Origin of the sequence: Comamonas sediminis, assembly GCF_041107495.1 — a bacterium.
GTDB classification, from domain to species: domain Bacteria; phylum Pseudomonadota; class Gammaproteobacteria; order Burkholderiales; family Burkholderiaceae_C; genus Comamonas; species Comamonas sediminis.
In genome coordinates this window covers 199,880-215,269 of record NZ_JBGBDC010000001.1, presented here as the reverse complement: position 1 = coordinate 215,269, position 15,390 = coordinate 199,880, and the positions used below count along the sequence as shown (strand labels likewise).

At 63.1% G+C, this 15,390-nt stretch carries 15 protein-coding genes; 3 read left to right on the top strand and 12 right to left on the bottom strand.

Going from position 1 to position 15,390, the window contains the following annotated elements; genetic code table 11:
• The first annotated feature begins 414 nt into the window (after positions 1–414).
• Positions 415–771, top strand: coding sequence for a PRC-barrel domain-containing protein (locus AB7A72_RS00945; RefSeq protein ID WP_239811495.1), 357 nt, complete (start codon positions 415–417; stop codon positions 769–771).
• A gap of 190 nt (positions 772–961) precedes the next feature.
• Here AB7A72_RS00945 and AB7A72_RS00940 read toward each other — a convergent pair whose 3' ends face one another.
• The 7 genes from AB7A72_RS00940 to AB7A72_RS00910 form a co-directional block, all read right to left on the bottom strand.
• On the bottom strand, positions 962–3,040 hold the full coding sequence (locus AB7A72_RS00940; RefSeq protein ID WP_369458732.1) for an autotransporter outer membrane beta-barrel domain-containing protein: 2,079 nt from the start codon (positions 3,038–3,040) through the stop codon (positions 962–964).
• Positions 3,041–3,609: 569 nt separating this feature from the next.
• The gene (locus tag AB7A72_RS00935; protein WP_369458731.1) at positions 3,610–6,126 is read right to left on the bottom strand and encodes a TonB-dependent siderophore receptor; all 2,517 of its coding nucleotides are present in this window, start codon (positions 6,124–6,126) and stop codon (positions 3,610–3,612) included.
• 216 nt (positions 6,127–6,342) lie between these two features.
• Positions 6,343–7,392, bottom strand: coding sequence for a FecR domain-containing protein (locus AB7A72_RS00930; protein WP_369458730.1), 1,050 nt, complete (start codon positions 7,390–7,392; stop codon positions 6,343–6,345).
• A 1-nt stretch (position 7,393) separates the two neighbouring features.
• On the bottom strand, positions 7,394–7,921 hold the full coding sequence (locus tag AB7A72_RS00925; protein ID WP_369458729.1) for a sigma-70 family RNA polymerase sigma factor: 528 nt from the start codon (positions 7,919–7,921) through the stop codon (positions 7,394–7,396).
• Positions 7,922–8,277: 356 nt separating this feature from the next.
• Positions 8,278–8,517 carry a hypothetical protein gene (locus AB7A72_RS00920; protein ID WP_369458728.1) on the bottom strand — a complete coding sequence of 80 codons (240 nt, stop codon included), beginning with the start codon at positions 8,515–8,517 and terminating at the stop codon, positions 8,278–8,280.
• Positions 8,518–8,729: 212 nt separating this feature from the next.
• Positions 8,730–8,930: a hypothetical protein gene (locus AB7A72_RS00915; protein WP_369458727.1), complete on the bottom strand. Its 201-nt coding sequence runs from the start codon at positions 8,928–8,930 to the stop codon at positions 8,730–8,732.
• A 39-nt stretch (positions 8,931–8,969) separates the two neighbouring features.
• On the bottom strand, positions 8,970–9,143 hold the full coding sequence (locus AB7A72_RS00910; RefSeq protein ID WP_256460965.1) for a hypothetical protein: 174 nt from the start codon (positions 9,141–9,143) through the stop codon (positions 8,970–8,972).
• 430 nt (positions 9,144–9,573) lie between these two features.
• Here AB7A72_RS00910 and AB7A72_RS00905 point away from each other — a divergent pair, with 430 nt between their 5' ends.
• Positions 9,574–10,164, top strand: coding sequence for a hypothetical protein (locus AB7A72_RS00905; protein ID WP_369458725.1), 591 nt, complete (start codon positions 9,574–9,576; stop codon positions 10,162–10,164).
• Positions 10,165–10,729: 565 nt separating this feature from the next.
• On the opposite strand, the gene AB7A72_RS00900 is transcribed toward AB7A72_RS00905, so the two are convergent.
• Positions 10,730–10,918: a DUF3606 domain-containing protein gene (locus AB7A72_RS00900; protein WP_369458724.1), complete on the bottom strand. Its 189-nt coding sequence runs from the start codon at positions 10,916–10,918 to the stop codon at positions 10,730–10,732.
• 297 nt (positions 10,919–11,215) lie between these two features.
• On the opposite strand from AB7A72_RS00900, the gene AB7A72_RS00895 reads away from it, so the two are divergent.
• Complete coding sequence (locus tag AB7A72_RS00895) at positions 11,216–11,410, top strand: hypothetical protein (protein ID WP_369458723.1); 195 nt, start codon at positions 11,216–11,218, stop codon at positions 11,408–11,410.
• A gap of 447 nt (positions 11,411–11,857) precedes the next feature.
• On the opposite strand, the gene AB7A72_RS00890 is transcribed toward AB7A72_RS00895, so the two are convergent.
• The 4 genes from AB7A72_RS00890 to pcaD form a co-directional block, all read right to left on the bottom strand.
• A complete protein-coding gene (locus AB7A72_RS00890; protein ID WP_369458722.1) occupies positions 11,858–12,826 on the bottom strand; it encodes a Bug family tripartite tricarboxylate transporter substrate binding protein in 969 nt (322 codons plus the stop codon).
• Between the two features lie 38 nt (positions 12,827–12,864).
• Positions 12,865–13,671, bottom strand: a complete 807-nt coding sequence (locus AB7A72_RS00885) for an alpha/beta fold hydrolase (protein ID WP_369458721.1) — start codon at positions 13,669–13,671, stop codon at positions 12,865–12,867.
• 130 nt (positions 13,672–13,801) lie between these two features.
• Positions 13,802–14,569 carry an enoyl-CoA hydratase/isomerase family protein gene (locus tag AB7A72_RS00880; RefSeq protein ID WP_369458720.1) on the bottom strand — a complete coding sequence of 256 codons (768 nt, stop codon included), beginning with the start codon at positions 14,567–14,569 and terminating at the stop codon, positions 13,802–13,804.
• A gap of 38 nt (positions 14,570–14,607) precedes the next feature.
• The gene (gene pcaD / locus AB7A72_RS00875) at positions 14,608–15,390 is read right to left on the bottom strand and encodes a 3-oxoadipate enol-lactonase (RefSeq protein WP_369458719.1); all 783 of its coding nucleotides are present in this window, start codon (positions 15,388–15,390) and stop codon (positions 14,608–14,610) included.

The window sequence follows — 15,390 nt, the reverse complement described above, 5'->3', positions numbered from 1 at the left end:
TGCCATGCGTTGTGGGGTGGCGGTCAGGCCGAGAGGGCAGCGGCTGGCGCAGTGGGCAACGGCAGCCTTGGCGGTGCGCAGGCGCTTGCCCTGAGGCGCGTGAAGCATCGCAGGCACACGGCTTGCCTGGTCCATGGGGCGTGCAAGCGTGTCGGCTTTGCAGCTTCAGCGAAGGCTGCATTGACCGGCATCCAGGTGTTCTGCGTCTATCCCCACCACTGTGCACCGGGTGGATTTGGCCGTCCTGCAAACCGGGTGCGGCCCGTCCTACGGCTATCGGACGGCGATGACTACCTGCCACGCCGAGGCAGCTGTTTAGCATTGATTCCAAGGCCGGTACACAGCGGAACCGCTTCATGAAGCATCCCCAGCCGGCCCCTTTTGCAATCACTCTTTCCAACACAGGAGAACGATATGAACACCGTAAACACTGCATCGAGCGTGATCTCTTCGGACAAGGTGCAAGGCACCAAGGTCTACAACCCCAATGGCGACAAGCTGGGCTCGGTGGAAAGCCTGCTGCTGGACAAGCTGACCGGCAAGGTCCGCTACGCGGTGATGGAGTTTGGCGGCTTTCTGGGCATGGGCACCGATGTTTACCCGCTGCCATGGGAAACCCTGAAGTACGACACCGGCCTGGGTGGCTACGTCGTGTCGCTGACCAAGGAACAGTTGGAAGGCGCCCCCCGCTATGCGCGTGAAACCACGCAGGATTACAACGACGAGTACGGCCGCAAGGTCAATGAGTACTACGGCGTGCCTTGGATTTAAGGTAGCGGGCCTAATACAGACCCTGATACGTCGTTGCAGAACCTTGCCGTACCTGCAGTACTGTCTGCGGTTCTGCGCCTCGTCTCCGGGCCTGTCTTAGCCCCTTGAATGGTGAGGCGGCTGAGTCCGCTTTCCAATTCAAAACAGCCTGCTGGTTTACCAGCGGGCTGTTTTTGTTGGGGGGCTGTAGTTAGCTTTGCTTGCTGCGCAGCTTGCGGCTGCGGCCCAGGCCGATGACGCCAAGCAGCAATGCCATTGCTACCAGCCCGAAGCTGCTCAGCGTGGGTATGGCAGGCCGCTTGCCGTTGGGGCGCTGTATTGTTGCATCCTTGATCACAATCTGTGCAGGGGCGCCAGACACCACATAGGCATCGGGAACCGATGGCGGTGCCACGGAGAGTTGTGCGGTCACATCGCCATCATTGGGCGTGATGTTTGCCACAGCAGTGATGCTGCAGGAAGCAGCCGTGGTATTGGCGGCGATAACGAGCGGCGATGCGCAGGTGCTGGTGTAGCGCGGGCTTTCGTCGGGCAGGTTCAGGTTGATGGGCAGGTCTGTATCCAGCGGCGCACTCAGCGTGACAGTGCAAGTAGCAACCTGGTGGTCTGAATCGAGTAGTTCGGTGGGTGTGCAAGTGACGCTGGCCTGCGGGGCTGGAACGCCCTCTCGTGAACGGGTCTGTAAATACCAGTGGTTGCCGGACTTGGCGAGGAAGTAGCGCACTGTACCCACGTCCAGATAGCCTGGTGCGGGAAGGCTGAAGACTCCGTTGGATGCACCTGCCACTTCCACCACGAGGATGCCATCGCCTGAGGTGGGCGCCCCCACGCCGCCAGCGTTGTGAATGTTCAGCGTTGTAGTTCCGCTGGTATCACCGTTGACGACCAACGCTTGCGTGGCAGAATCATCGGCCCCTAAAACCGTGTTCATCGCAATTACGCCGCCACCGCCAATGTAATTGCCCTGCACGGTCAACAGGCTGCTGGTGCCGCCAGCCAGCATCGTCACGGTACCTGCGTTGGTCAAACTATTGACCGTAGCGTCGAACGTATGGGTATCCAGCGTGCCACTACCGGCCACCGCAAAATCGGAGTTTCCGCTCAAGCTCCGTTCGATACCAGCGCGTAACACACCTGCATGGATATTCGTGTTGCCTCTGTAAGCGTGGTGATTGGCCAGGGTAGTTATTCCTCCGGCCGTGACATTGACCGTGCCGCGGCCAGCCATCGATGCCAAGAGGCGGTAATCCCCTGTGGCATTGGTATGGTTAATGTTCACCACGCCCAGACCGTTCTCGCCAAAAAAAATGCCTGCCTCCAGCGTGCCAGGGTTGGCACTCCCCTCAATATTGAGCGTGCCGACACTGGTGGCATTGATATTGCCTGAAACCGATGGTAGGCGGATCCCCGCGTGAACCAGCACACTGCTGCCTTCGCCAATGGTCAAAGTGGCATTGCTCTGCGGCTCAGCGGTTCCGATTGACAAGCTGTTTGTCAGCACGTTGAGCCTTGAGTCCGTTCCGCTCAAGGATATGCTCCCGAAACCCATTTGCGTTTGTCGACATTCAAGCCGGCCTCCGTGGGTGATTTCAATCGTCGACATACCCGTCATGCCCAGATTGCACTCATTCATGACCTGAATAAACGAATTTGGCCCATCAATTTGAATCGATGCGTTGGATCCCGGAGTGCCGGTAGCCGTATGTATGCTATTGCGAGCAAGCAGCCGAGCGCCATTGAGTACTTTCAATGTGCCGGATCCTTGGTTATTGGCAATCAGTAGGCCTCTCTCGATATCGGGCGGTAATTCCACATTGGTGCCGGCACCATCCACCGTCATGGTACCGACGCTGCCTGCCTCCAGGGCTATATAAATATCGTTCGCATTTAACCGGCTGCCGCTGCTTATATTGAGCACGCCGGTGCCGTTTTGGCCCACGACAAGTTGGTGAGGCCCCCAAATGGAACCGCCGGATACTGTGGCGGTGCCTAAAGCGCCCGCAGCTGCGCCCAGGATGCCAGCCTCTGAGTTAAACAGGCTGCCGCCATTTAACACATCCAGTGTCCCCATGTCGGTATTACCCACCAAGATGGTCGTGCCTGCGTAGTCGGCTCCTAAGTTGCCCGATGGCATCGTGTCACCTGTGAGCGTGATGGACTGGGCATGCACGGCACCTGCCATCCAGCAGAAAATCAGGGCCGCAGCTGCGCTGTGAGAGAGTAGTGGAGTCTTCATGTTTATCTTTATTTCCAAGTGGTAATAAAACATCCAACGTTCAGGCTCCTGCCGTGGCGCATCGGATGCGAGAACCTTCTAAAAAGATAGGGTGGCTTAAGTGCTCAGTGAATAGCACCGGCACAGACTATCACTACTCGATATTTTTTAATAGAAACTATTTTATGGATAGGTGTTTGAGCAATATGAGGCTGGTAATGATGACGGTTATAAATAACCAATATGGGCTGATGTTTTAGATGTGTATATGAAGGTGCTACGCCCTATGGCGAAAATGACGCAATATGGGTGGCCCCCGAACGGGGAAGGGTGGGGCTGCGGTGTGTGCCGAACACGCAATTTCCAGTAAAAACTGGCGACGGGTTTTGGATAATGGCGTAAAGGGCGGGGCTTGAAAACCTGGTTTGCGAGGCACTGCGCCGCTTGGCCGTTGGCCCGTCACCAGAAAACCCCGCCTCAGAGCGCCTGGTGGACAGCACCAGATATCAAAAAATGCGTAGTCTCATGCTTGGCATAAGCCGCGCCACGGCACCAATAAACAACAGCCCGCTGATGGGTCAGCCCCTGGTTTCTCTGCGGGCAGTTGTGTGGCTGCAGGGCCTTTAAAACTCGTACTTCGCCATTAACGTGAACTTGCGCGGCGCGCCGTAGTAGATCTGGCTGCCGGCAAAGTCAAAGTAGGTCTTGTCGAACAGGTTGCTGACATTGAGCTGTACCGAGAGCTGGCGCGAGATGTCGTAGCTGGCCATCAGGCTGGCCAGGGTGATGGCGCCCTGGTCGCGGCGTGCTTGTACATCGGTCGAGGTGGTGGTGGTGGCATAGGTGCCGCCCTTCCAGGTAAGGCCGCCGCCGACCTTGAGGGGGTTCCAGTGGCCTGGCAGGCGGTAGGTGGTGTAGAGGTGGGCCATGTTGTTGGGGCGCTGCGATTGCAGGCGCGAGCCGTCGGCCGCGCGGGCGTCGGCCCGGGCAAATCCTGCTATCAGCTGCCAGCCCCGGGCCAGCTCGCTAGATACTTCTGCCTCAAAGCCCTTGCTGGTGACGCCTTTCTCGCCCCGGTAGGCGGGGTTGCCGGTGCCGCCAATCATGTTGTCGCCGTCTTGCACGGCGACATTGTCCTGGGCGATGCGGAACACGGCCAGCGAGGCGTTGACCTTGCCGTCCAGGTAGGCGGCCTTGATGCCGGCCTCGTACGACTTGCCGGTGACAGGGTCCAGGTAGCGGCCCTGGCTGTCCTGGTAGTTCTGCGGCTGGAAGATGTCGGTATAGCTGGCGTAGACGGTGTAAGTCGGGTTGAGGTCATACAGCAGGCCGGCGTAGGGCGTGAAGACATTGTGCTTGCGCGTCTCCGTCAGGCTCTGGCTTTGCCAGCGGGTCTCGCGCCCGCCGATGATGAGCTTGAGGCCATCGGCCAGCGACAGGCGCAGCGCGCCGTAGACAGCGGTCTGCCGGGTGCGGTCATCGCCCAGCGGGCGGAAGGCGCCCCAGACCGGCTCGGGGTAGGAACCATCCCATTCAAAGATATTGCCGACCGGTGTGGCGGTGTAGGCATGGTTGCCGTAGGCGTAGTTGGACTGGCTGCCGGTGAGGCCCACCACAGCCTCATGCTGGCGGCCCAGCAGACCAAACGGCCCGCTGGCCTGCAGGCTGCCACTGTTTTGCGCAAAGCTTTGGCGCGAGTAGTTGGGGTAGGGGCCCAGGCCGAGGCCGGTGTTCTTGTCGGGCTCGTTCAGCAGGTAGAAGAGCTTGGAGGTGTAGTCCGCATCCAGCCGGCTGGCGTTGGCCTTGATGGACCAGCCATTGTCAAAGCGCTGCTCCAGCCCGGCGTAGGTGGTGTTGCTGGTGGTGTTCCACTCGGTCCAATCCGCGCCAATGCTGAAGGAGCGTGGCCAGTGCGTGGCGCTGCCATCCTGGTAGACCATCGGCAGGCCGCCCCAGGTAACGCCAGTGGGGCGCTTGGCCTGGTGCTCCAGCCCGACCCAGGCGGTGGTGTCGGGGGTCAGATCGGCCTCGGCGGTGGCCAACAAGGCGCGGTTGCGGGTGTGGTAGCGGTCCAGGTGCGAGTCGCGCGCGTCGGCCATCGCCGTCACGCGGGCGCGGATGCGGCCGTCGTCGGTCAAGGGGGTGCTCAGGTCCAGGGTGGCGCGGCGCTCGTTCCAGGAGCCCAGGCTGACGGTGGCCGAGCCGGTGAAGGTTTTGCTGCTGGCGCGCTTGCGCACCAGGTTGACCGAGGCGCCGGGGTTGCCCGCGCCGGTCATCAGCCCCGTGGCGCCGCGCACCACCTCGATGCGGTCATACAGGATGGGGTCGAGCATCGAGGCGCCAAAGAAGTCATTGGCGACATAGGTGGGTACGCCGTCGTACTGGTAGTTGTCGATGTAGAAGCCGCGCGCATCCAGATCGGTGCGGTCGCTGTCGGAGCTGATGGCCGAGATGCCGGTGATGTGGCGCGCGGCCTCGCCCAGGCTGGTGATGCCCTGGTCCTCGATTTGCTGGCGCGTGAGCACGCTGACCGATTGCGGCGTTTCGCGCGGCGACAGCTGCAGGCCGGTAGCCGCCGCCGTGCTGCGGATGGTGTAGTTGCCGGTGCCCTCGGTGGTGGCGCTGCGCTCGGCCTGGGCGGTGACGCGCAGCTCGGGCAAGGTGGTGCTGGGCGCGCCTTCTGCGCCCTCTGCGGCGCTTGTTGCCGCTGCGGCCTGGGGTGCGGCTTGTGCCACGCGGCGCACCAGATAGCTGCCACTGGCATCGCGCTGGGCCTGCAGCGGCAAGCCCGCCAGCAGGCTGCCGAGTGCCTCGCCCACATCGGCGGCGCCTTGCACGCCGGGGCTGTGCAGGCCGGCGACGGTATCGGGCGCGAAGGAGATCAAGGTGCCCGATTCTTGCCCCAGGCGGTTGAGCGCTGCAGCCAGCGGGCCGGCGGGGATGGAATAGCTGCGGGCGGCTGGGGCTACTGGGATTGCAGGGGTGCTGGCAGAGGCGCTGGCGGAGGGCTGGGCCTGCGCGCTGTGCGGCAATGCCGCCAGGCTGGCACCGGAGGCCAGCCCGAGGCTGAGGCACAGCAGGTGGGCGGAGAGCGCGGTGCCACGAGGCGTGGCGGGGGCGGAGAAACGAGAGCGGAGCATGCGGAGAGTCCCGGTTGGTACAAGCTGGTTGCAGCGCGCCGCAAAGGGTTTTGCGGCACTTCTGCAGGGCTTGACACGCGGGTTGGGCCAATTGGCCACCTTTTTTTGGAAGCGCTTGGTGATGCGTATGAAAACTAGGGACCCTCGCCAAGCGGGATGGACGCGAATCGCCCGAGCCCGCGTTCAGACCACGGCAGGGATTTTTGCAGAGGGTCCCTAACTTTTGTCGACCGTCACCCACCAGCGCGTGCGGCTGCTGATGCGCAGCGGCAAGGTGCGGCTGAGCGCTGCCAGCACCTGGCCGGTATCCGCCAAGGGGTAGCTGCCCGATACGCGCAGCGCGGCGGCTTCGGGCGTGCAGTGCAGGCGGCCCGGGCGGTAGCGGGCCAGCTCGGCGATGAAGTCGCCCAGGCGCATATCGTCGGCTACCAGCATGCCCTGGGTCCAGGCCAGGCCGGCAGCGGGGGCGGCGGCTTCGTGCAGCAGCTGCTGCGCGGCGATGCGGCCTTGCTCGCCGGCAGCCAGGCGCAAGGTCTGGCTGGTGTCGTTGCGCAGTTGCAGCTCGACCTGGCCCTCTTGCACCTGCACCAGGGTGTCGTCCGCATACTGGCGCACGGTAAAGCGGGTGCCAATGGCGCGTGCCCAGCCTTGGCGGCTGCGCACGCGCAAAGGGCGGGCCTGGCCGGTGGCCGGGTCGGGGCTGGGGTCGGCAGCGCTTTCAATCTGGATCTCACCGGCGCGCAGCACGATCAGGCGTTCGCTGCTGCTGTAGCGCAGGTCCACCGCCGAGGCGGTGTTGAGCAGCAGGCGCGTGCCATCGGCCAGCACGGTGCGCTGCTGCTCGCCAGTGGCGGTTGCCAGATCAGCGCTGGCGCTGCGCCAGGCCTGCTGGCCCAGCGGGCTCTGGCCCAGGGCCAGCAAGCCGCCGGCACCGGCACCGATCGCCACCGCCAAACGCACTGCATGGCGGCGCGACAAGGCGGGCGAGGCCAAAGTCTGCACCGCCACTGAAGTGGGCACGCCGCGCAATTGGCCATCGACCTGCGCGATGCGCTGCCAGGCCTGGGCGTGCAGCGGGTCGGCATCCAGCCAGCTTTGCCATTGCTGGCGCTTGCGGCGGGCGGTGGTGCTGTCGCCGGGCTCCAGATCCAGCAGCCAGCGCACGGCGGCCTGGGCGACCGCTGGGGGGATGGCGGAGGGCATGGCAGCGGCCAGCGGGGTTGCGCCCAGCGGCAGCGCGCCGGGCAGGTCGTTGGGTGGGGCCATCTCAGTCCTGGTCCGCAAAATAGCAGCGCTCTGCGGCTGCGGCCAGGTGGCGGCGCACGCTGGTGCGCGAGATGCCCAGCTGCTGGGCAATTTCTTCCTGCGTCAAATCCTCCAGCCGCCACAGCAAAAAGGCCTTGCGGGCGACCACCGGCAGGCCGCCGAGCAGGCGGTCGATCGCCACCAGGGTCTCCAGCACCATCAGCTGCGCATCGGGCGGCGGGGCCACGGGCTCGGGCAGCAGCGCCAGTGCATCCAGGTAGGCTCGCTCGATCTGCCGGCGCCGCAGGTGGTTGGATAGCAGGCGCTGCGCAATGGTGGTGAGGTAAGCGCGCGGCTCCAGCAGCGCTTGCAATGGCTGGCGCTGGGTGCCCAGCACGCGCACAAAGGTGTTTTGGGCCAGATCGGCCGCATCCCAGGCGCAGCCCAGCTTGCGCCGCAGCCTGGCGACCAGCCAGCTGTGGTGCGCCTCGTACAGGGCCTGCACCGGATCGACGGAAGGAGAGGGCGGGTGGCCGCTGCGGGAGGGCATGGTGGGGCGGGTGGTTACGAAATGAGAATGGTTCTTATTATAGGCATCTCCAGGTTTGGCCTGCACACGCGTCGATGGCGGTCTGCACCGGGTGCGCGGCGGCGGCGGATGGGGATCACGGGAATACTGGGAGGTGACGGCCTGCTGCTGGTGGCTGTCCGTCCGCTCAACCGTGCGGCTGGCTGAATCCTCCCCAACCGACATCGCCATCAATCGCAGGCGGTGGGCTCGATGGTTTGAAGCCGCCTCATCAGATAGCCAGGCCTTGCAACGGATTTGCAGTGCTTGCCAGGGCTTGGCGATGGCGCAAGCGATTACTGCGCATGGGCGCGCTGCATTTTGCCGCGCGCCACTCCCTACCATGGATTCTTTCCGTTAACCAAAACAAACAGGTAGAAATGGCACTTCATTCCCTCGATAGATCCTTTTTTCCAGAATTTTTCATAAATCAATGAGAAATTTAAAAAAGCAAATGATAAAAGCCGTTCCTGCAAAGCTTGACCGCGACCGTACTGGCCTGCTCGATCGGCATGGCATATAGCGAGGTTGATGCCCCCGCCAGCTTCGCTGCGTCCGGTGGCACCAACCGTGACCATGCATGCACGCCATGGAGGTGACCACCCGGTGGTAGGAAAATATTTGCTTTTATTAAAAAATCTTTGTATTTATTCCCGCAGAGGCAGGGGTTTTTCAACATTTATTAAATGATTGTTGCAAATTTCTACGCATTTGATATATATCACTCCATCGGTAGGCTTGGCCAGCGCGCCAGCAGTGGAATGGTTTTCGTTGCCGCGAAACTCAAATGCTAGGAAAAAATGATGAATACCAGTTTCTCAGGGGTTTTGATATTGCTTTCTTTGGGATTTGTTTCCCAGGCATGGGCTGCCGATTGCGTGGTCGGCATGAACGCCGAGGGCACCTGCACCGTGCCTGCGGGCGCCACCACAGCCGTCTTTGAGGTTTGGGGCGGCGGCGGCGGGGGCGGATCGAAGGACGCTAATTCCATTGGCCAGCCAAGCAATGGTGTTGGCGGTGGAGGGGGCTCCTACTGCAAGGTGACATCCCAGGTCACGCCGGGGAGCACGTTGACGGTGCGGGTAGGCACGGGCGGCACTGCCGGTATGCCCAGCACGGGTGATTGGATGCGCCCTGGCACCTCCAGTACCGGTGGCGGGCTTTCCGCCGTTACCGGTGTGGGTGTCAGTGGTGTGACAGCCAATGGGGGAGGTGGCGGTGGTGGAAGCACGGTTTGGAGCGACTACGATTTTGGGAGAGGCCAACCAGGACGCGGTGCAACTGCAGTGAGCGGAGGCGCAGGAGGTGATGGAGGCAACAACGGTCCGTACAAATCGGCTCCTGGCGGGGGCGGCGGAGCAGGCGCTACCGGAGGGGCAGGGGGCAGGGGTGGCGTGGGAATCAATGGTGGCCAGGGGTCTGACGGCGGACCTTGGGATGGGGTGTTTATAGGCCCAGGTATTGCGGGTGGGGATGGAGGAGACGGTAGCGATGGCGGCGATGGGGGCCCAGGGGGCGCTGGTACCGTTCCCGGCGCAGGCGGTGCCGGAGGAACAGCCGGATTTGGCGGATCGGGGGGGACAGGGGGTGAAGGCTCCCCAGGAGAGGGGTGGGGGCCCAACGGCAATCCAGGTATGGACGGCACACCTGGCACCGCAGGCGCTGACGGCGAGACCCTGGCAGGGCCGCTGGCGGTGGAGGCATGCAGCGGTGAAGGACTGGGCGGCGCCGATGGTGCTGGCGCCAATGGAGGCAGTGCGGGAGGCCCCAGTGCGGACGCCGGCAGCGGCGGCGCGGGCGGCCAGCCGGGTCAGCCGGGCCTGGTGAAGATCAGCTTTGCTGGCGCCCAGACCCTTACTTTTCCGCCGCAACCCACTGCTCACCAGACAGACGGTGGCCCATTTCCGATCGAATTTGCCGCCACATCCAACGCGGGATTGCCTGTCAGCTACACCAGCCTCAGCCCTGACATTTGCACCGTCGCAGGCAACATCGTGACCCCATTGGCCGCAGGCACCTGCACGGTGGCGGCCGACCAACCCGGAGGAATAGTAGCGGGCGTCACGTTCCCGGCAGCCAGCCAGGTGGTGCAGCGCATTACCATCACCGCTGCGCAAACGCCCAGCGTCAGCGGTGTAAAGGCCGTGCCGGCATTGGGCACCTGGGGCATCGGTCTGCTGATGGCATTGTTCGGTGTCGTCGCCTATCGCCGTCGAAGCGAGTGACAGGGAGGCCCAGAGCGCAATACTTACGTGGGCTAATTCGCGAATGTGTGCCCCTGGCCGGCGCGCGCTGCCGCCGAGTAAAGGGGCTCGCCAGGCAATGTGCCGAGGGTTTGTTGAACGGCAGTGGTGCGCTACGGCAGCGTTGGGCCGGGAGGGCGGGCCGCTGTGGGCCTTCCCCTCACAAGAGATTGACGAAATGCACAACCGCCGACCAGGCCAGCTCCAGCAAAGCCCATGCGGAATACAGTCCGTTCACCAGGACCACAGACACGACCACCAGCGCAACAGCACCTAGCACCACAGCAATGAGCCGCACAGCCTTCATTAGGTGAATGCTCCTGAAAAAGCCCATGTTCCCATGGGCATGGCGGCAGCTGAAGCTGTTTTGACGCCTGAATCCTTGCCCATTTCAGGGCGCTGATGCCTGCGTCCGCTGCCCGCTGGAAGCCAGCTGCGCGGCCGCCTGGCGGCAACGGACGGCGTGCGCCAGAAGTATGGGCGGATGCGGGCGGGGATGCGCGTTCGCGTGCCAGCGGCCATCGGGCCACCGGCCATCTTCAGGGGGTCATCCCTTGCTGGGTTGCTTCAGATGCTGCTCCACCGCCGCTGCGCTGGTTCCCACTGCCTGGACGGCTGCCTTCAGCTGCTCAGCGCTGACGTTGAATTTTTTCGACCAGTCGCGCAGTTCGTAGTCTTCGTTCACATTGATTCGCGTGCGGTCTTGGCCGCCGGGCTTGGTCTTGTCATCGGACATGAAGGGTCTCCTTTGTCCATGGCTTGGGATGCCATGCGCCATCACATCGTCCACGGTGTGCAGGGCTGCAGCGGCCAGAGGGGCCACTATTCCATTGCCAGCAGATACCTACAGAGGGACCTGTGGACGTTGCAGATTGTTGCGCAAGCAAGTGATTTCGACCGGACAAACGGTAGCGATTGTCGAGCAATCAGGGATGAAATAAGTTATTGATTTAGCTTAAATTTCGTGTGCGTAATGCTTGTATTTTGTTGCAGGCCCGTTAACATTTCTGACCATGGGACCTGGGAGATAAGCATGTCAGATTCTGCTGAAGATGAGGGAACGCCGGACTCCTATTTAAAGGCGTTGAAGGCGGAAGGCGCCGAGCTGTTGATGCATGCGGGCAAGGACGATGTGCATGCAAGAGCAAGGCTGTCGGTGATTGATGCGAAGATCGACCAGCTGACCCGCCCCATGACGGGTGGGTATGGGGGAGCGCGTCAGGTTTGAGCTCTGTGAGGCCTTGGGCAGGTCCGGCGCCGATGGGTTGCTGGTACCTTGCCATGGAGGTTGAAGCCGAGGTGCTCAGTGTGGGCTAATGGCTCAAAGAGGAGCCGCCATGGCTGATGGTGGACAACACAGGGCTAGGCCGAACCCACGTTTGTTACGTTTTTCCCGCCATGGCCTTCAGCACCGGCCAAGTATCCACGCATCCACGCTGGATGGGCTCCGGCATGCACCTGTCCGGCGGCAGCCAGCAAGCGCGTCTCTGCTTTCGACAAACCCGCCAACGGTTTGTTAAGTCATAGCCGAATAATGGGCTCCTCCCAGTTGTGCTGAAGCTAAAGTAGCTGTCCCACAAGCGCTATCTGCCGGCCTGCACCGGCGTTGGCCTGTATGGCGATGCGCGCAATGTGGCTTTGGCGGCGCGGGTGAATGGGAAGCCATCGCCGCTGTCTATTCGACCTTCGCGCCAGACAGGCGGATGACTTCTTTCCAGCGGTCTGCATCTTTTTGCATATAGCTGGCGAAGGCGGCGCCCTCCGAGTAGATGATGTCCAGGCCCTGGGATGCCAGGCGTTCGCGCAGCGCGGGCATGTTCATCACCTGTCGCAGGCCTTGCTGCAGGGTGTTGACAACCTCTGGCGGCAGCTCGGCGGGGCCCAGGATACCGAACCAGGCGACCCCCTCAAAGCCTTGGAACCCAGACTCTGCCACGGTGGGAACATCGGGCAGCAAGGCCGTTCGCTGCGGGCTGGTGACCGCTAGGGGGCGCAGCGCCCCCGACTGGAAATGCGCCAGCAACGCGGTGGGGGGCAGTGCCACCATCTCGGTGCGGCCGGCGATGGTGTCTTGCACGGATGCGGCAATGCCGGGGTAGGGAATATGCGTGATGTCGATGCCCGCCGATGCCTTGAGCAGCTCCATCGTCAGCTGGCCCGTGCCGCCGACACCCGGGGAGGCGTAGTTCAGTGCGCCTGGCTTGGTTTTGGCCGCATCAATCAGGGCCTGGAGACCGGTGACAGGTACACGGCTATGGACAGCAATCACGTTGGGCGCGCTCACCAGGTTGGCGACGGGTGTGAAGTCCTTGACCGGGTCATAACCTACCTTCGGGTAGATATAGGGGTTGATCGTGTGGGTAGCCCCGGTGCCCATCATCAGCAGATAGCCGTCAGCGGGAGCGCGGGCAACCTGCTGGGTGGCGATGATGCCGTTCGCGCCGGGCCTGTTGTCGACCACGACGGGTTGGCCCAGCACCTTGCCGAGCTGATCGGCGATCTGGCGCGAGACGATGTCCATCGTGCCGCCGGGAGGCTGGGATACAACCAGCCTCACAGGCTTGGCGGGCCATGCCTGCGCCAGGGCGGAGCCGGCCATCGCCGCCAATGCAGCGCTGAGAATCAATGTCGGGATGGTCTTCATCGGTGGTCTCCTGGGGACGGTGGATTGGTGCAGCCGCTTCAGTGCAAGCGTTTGATCCAGGCTGCCAGCGCCTGGCAGACCTGCTCGGGTTGTTCGGGCACCAATGCGTGGCCGGCGCTGTCTATGACCTGGATGGTCACCCGCTCGCCCAGGCTTTGCCGGAGAAACTGCGCCAGGTGGCGCGGCGCAACAGTGTCCTGCGCGGCCTGCAGATCCAGAATGGGTGCGCTGCCACAGGCAAAGAAGTCATCGACCGGTGTGGCCGTCTCGGCTTCCCGCTGCATGGCCTTGGTCTGGGGATGCCAGCCTTCCAGCCATACCGATGGGTCATGGCCTGGCGCAAAAAACGCATGGCGGAGGTGTTCGAGGCGTTGCACCGGGGGCAACGACAGGTCGCCGCTCGCGTAGACCGAGCGCAGCACGTCGGGGTCGAACGGAGAGCCGCCATCGGGCGTCTTGCCGGTAGATGCTGCGAGCAGGGCGACACCGCGCACCAGCTCGGGCCGGTCAGTGGCCAGGGTGCGGGCGACAAAGTTGCCAAAGGCATGGCCCGCCACCGCCACAGGTGCCAGGGCCTCGGCCTCGATCACTGCTGCAACATCGGCTGCCAGGTCATGCAGGTTGAGCCCCTGCATGGGCCCTTGGCTCGCGCCAATGCCGCGCGGCAGCGGGCGAATGATGCGCAAGCCCTCTGCGGCCAGCAGGCAGGTCAACTGGTCGAAATCCGCCGGGCCGCGCCCCACCGATGGCAGCAGAACCAGCGCCGGGCCACTGCCTTCGTCGAAGTAGGCAAGCGTGGTGGGGCCGGGATGGATGACTTTGGCGGTGGTGGCGTGGAATGGCATAGGGCTTGTGGTGGACCGTGGTGAAAGGGCAGCGCCGTTGGCAGAAGGGGGACCAGCGGGGCCTTGGCGGAGGGCCTGCGTGGGTGCCGGTTTCAACGCGCCGTTGTAGAAAGCACGCTGGGCCTGCAGGCTAGGCAGTTTTTTGCTGTGATGCGGCAAAGCCTTCCAGGGCCAGGCCGTAGGCCAGCAGGTCGTGCATCTTTTTTTTCAGGCCATGCGTCAGCAGCACGCGGGCATGCCGCCGCAGCAACGGGGTTTGCTGCATCAGCAAGCGCGCGTGCTCCCAGGCGCGCGGCAAGACCTGCTGCGGCGCGACGACCTCATTGACGAGGCCCCAGGCCAGCGCCTGCTCGGCGTTCAGCGTCTGCCCGGTGAGCAGAAAATAGCGCCCTCGGTTGGCACCCATCAGGTGGGGAAAGACGACATGCACGCCATCACCGGGCAGCAGGCCGGCGGTGAAGTGGGCCGAGTCCTGGAACGCAGCGGTGTCTGAGGCAATGGTGATGTCGCTCAGCAGCGGGATTTCGGCATGGCGGTAGGCGGGGCCGTTGATGGCACTGATGACGGGCACCTCGATGTTGAGCAGGTTCATCTGCAGGTGCTTGCCTTCCCAACCAATCGGGTACCACTGCGCAGGGGTGACTGGTTTGCGCTTGTGGTTGTGGCCTTCGGCGCCCACGCGCGGGCCGCTGAACGTATCACCGGTGCCGGTGAGGATGATGACCTCGTTGTCCGGGTCGCGCCCTACATCCAGAAAGGCCTGCTCCAGTTGCGCATGGGGCTCCAGGCTCCAGTGCAGCGGGCCCTCATCGGTGTGGAAGCGCATCTCGAGGATGCCATCTTCGCGACGCATCTTGATCATCGAATACTGATCCGCATAAGACGCAAATTTGCTCATGGTCGTGGGCCTTTCCTGGTGGGGGGCAGCGGTGCGTGTCAACCCAGAAACCGTTGCACCGCCTGCGAGAACGCGTCAGCGGCTTCGACGTTGGAGATATGCGCGGCATCCAGCGCCAGCACTGCGCCGCTTTGCACCTGGTTTGCGAGGAACTGGCCGTGCTCTGGTGGGGCAGCTTGGTCTTTGTTGCCCACGATGACCAGCACGGGATGGGCAATGTTGGGCAGGTTGGCGCGAAAATCCATGTCGCGAATAGCGGCGCAGCAGGCGGTGTAGCCCGCAAGAGAAGTAGCGAGCATGTCGGCCTTGAAACGTGCGACGGTGTCGGGATGCAAGAGGGTGAATTCGGGCGAGAAGAACCGTGCCATCACGCCATCGGCAATGTTGGCAATGCCGCCCTCGCTGCGCAGGATGGTGATGCGCGCTTGCCAAAACTGCGGCGAGGCGGTATGGGCATTGGTGTTGGCCAGCACCAGCTTGTCAAAGCGATCGGCTGCGTGGATGGCCAGGTGTATGCCGACCATGCCGCCCATTGACAGCCCGCAAAAATGCGCCTTGGCAATACCGAGATGGTCCATCAGCGCGATGACGTCCTGGCCCAGTTGCGCCATCGTGTAAGGCCCCGGCTCGCCCGACGAGGCGCCGTGGCCCCGGGTGTCATAGCGCAGCACACGGTAGTGGGCGAAGAGCGGGCGCTGCGGCTCCCACATGGCCATGCTGGTGCCCAGCGAGTTGGAGAGCACGAGTACCGGCTTGTCTGCGCCGGCCGTCTCGTCAAACGCGTAATGGATGTGGCTGTGGTTCAGGTGGACAGTGGGCAT

What these genes read in the sequence shown, in the direction of transcription:
- AB7A72_RS00915 (WP_369458727.1), bottom strand. Translation starts at nt 8,930, where the DNA reads ATGGAATTAGCGTCCTTCGATCCGCCCCCGCCGCCGCCGCCCCAAACC.
- AB7A72_RS00920 (WP_369458728.1), bottom strand. Translation starts at nt 8,517, where the DNA reads ATGGTCACGGTTGGTGCCACCGGACGCAGCGAAGCTGGCGGGGGCATC.
- AB7A72_RS00940 (WP_369458732.1), bottom strand. Translation starts at nt 3,040, where the DNA reads ATGTTTTATTACCACTTGGAAATAAAGATAAACATGAAGACTCCACTA.
- AB7A72_RS00880 (WP_369458720.1), bottom strand. Translation starts at nt 14,569, where the DNA reads ATGAGCAAATTTGCGTCTTATGCGGATCAGTATTCGATGATCAAGATG.
- AB7A72_RS00945 (WP_239811495.1), top strand. Translation starts at nt 415, where the DNA reads ATGAACACCGTAAACACTGCATCGAGCGTGATCTCTTCGGACAAGGTG.
- pcaD (WP_369458719.1), bottom strand. Translation starts at nt 15,390, where the DNA reads ATGCCCACTGTCCACCTGAACCACAGCCACATCCATTACGCGTTTGAC.
- AB7A72_RS00900 (WP_369458724.1), bottom strand. Translation starts at nt 10,918, where the DNA reads ATGTCCGATGACAAGACCAAGCCCGGCGGCCAAGACCGCACGCGAATC.
- AB7A72_RS00890 (WP_369458722.1), bottom strand. Translation starts at nt 12,826, where the DNA reads ATGAAGACCATCCCGACATTGATTCTCAGCGCTGCATTGGCGGCGATG.
- AB7A72_RS00925 (WP_369458729.1), bottom strand. Translation starts at nt 7,921, where the DNA reads ATGCCCTCCCGCAGCGGCCACCCGCCCTCTCCTTCCGTCGATCCGGTG.
- AB7A72_RS00905 (WP_369458725.1), top strand. Translation starts at nt 9,574, where the DNA reads ATGGACGGCACACCTGGCACCGCAGGCGCTGACGGCGAGACCCTGGCA.
- AB7A72_RS00935 (WP_369458731.1), bottom strand. Translation starts at nt 6,126, where the DNA reads ATGCTCCGCTCTCGTTTCTCCGCCCCCGCCACGCCTCGTGGCACCGCG.
- AB7A72_RS00895 (WP_369458723.1), top strand. Translation starts at nt 11,216, where the DNA reads ATGTCAGATTCTGCTGAAGATGAGGGAACGCCGGACTCCTATTTAAAG.
- AB7A72_RS00930 (WP_369458730.1), bottom strand. Translation starts at nt 7,392, where the DNA reads ATGGCCCCACCCAACGACCTGCCCGGCGCGCTGCCGCTGGGCGCAACC.
- AB7A72_RS00885 (WP_369458721.1), bottom strand. Translation starts at nt 13,671, where the DNA reads ATGCCATTCCACGCCACCACCGCCAAAGTCATCCATCCCGGCCCCACC.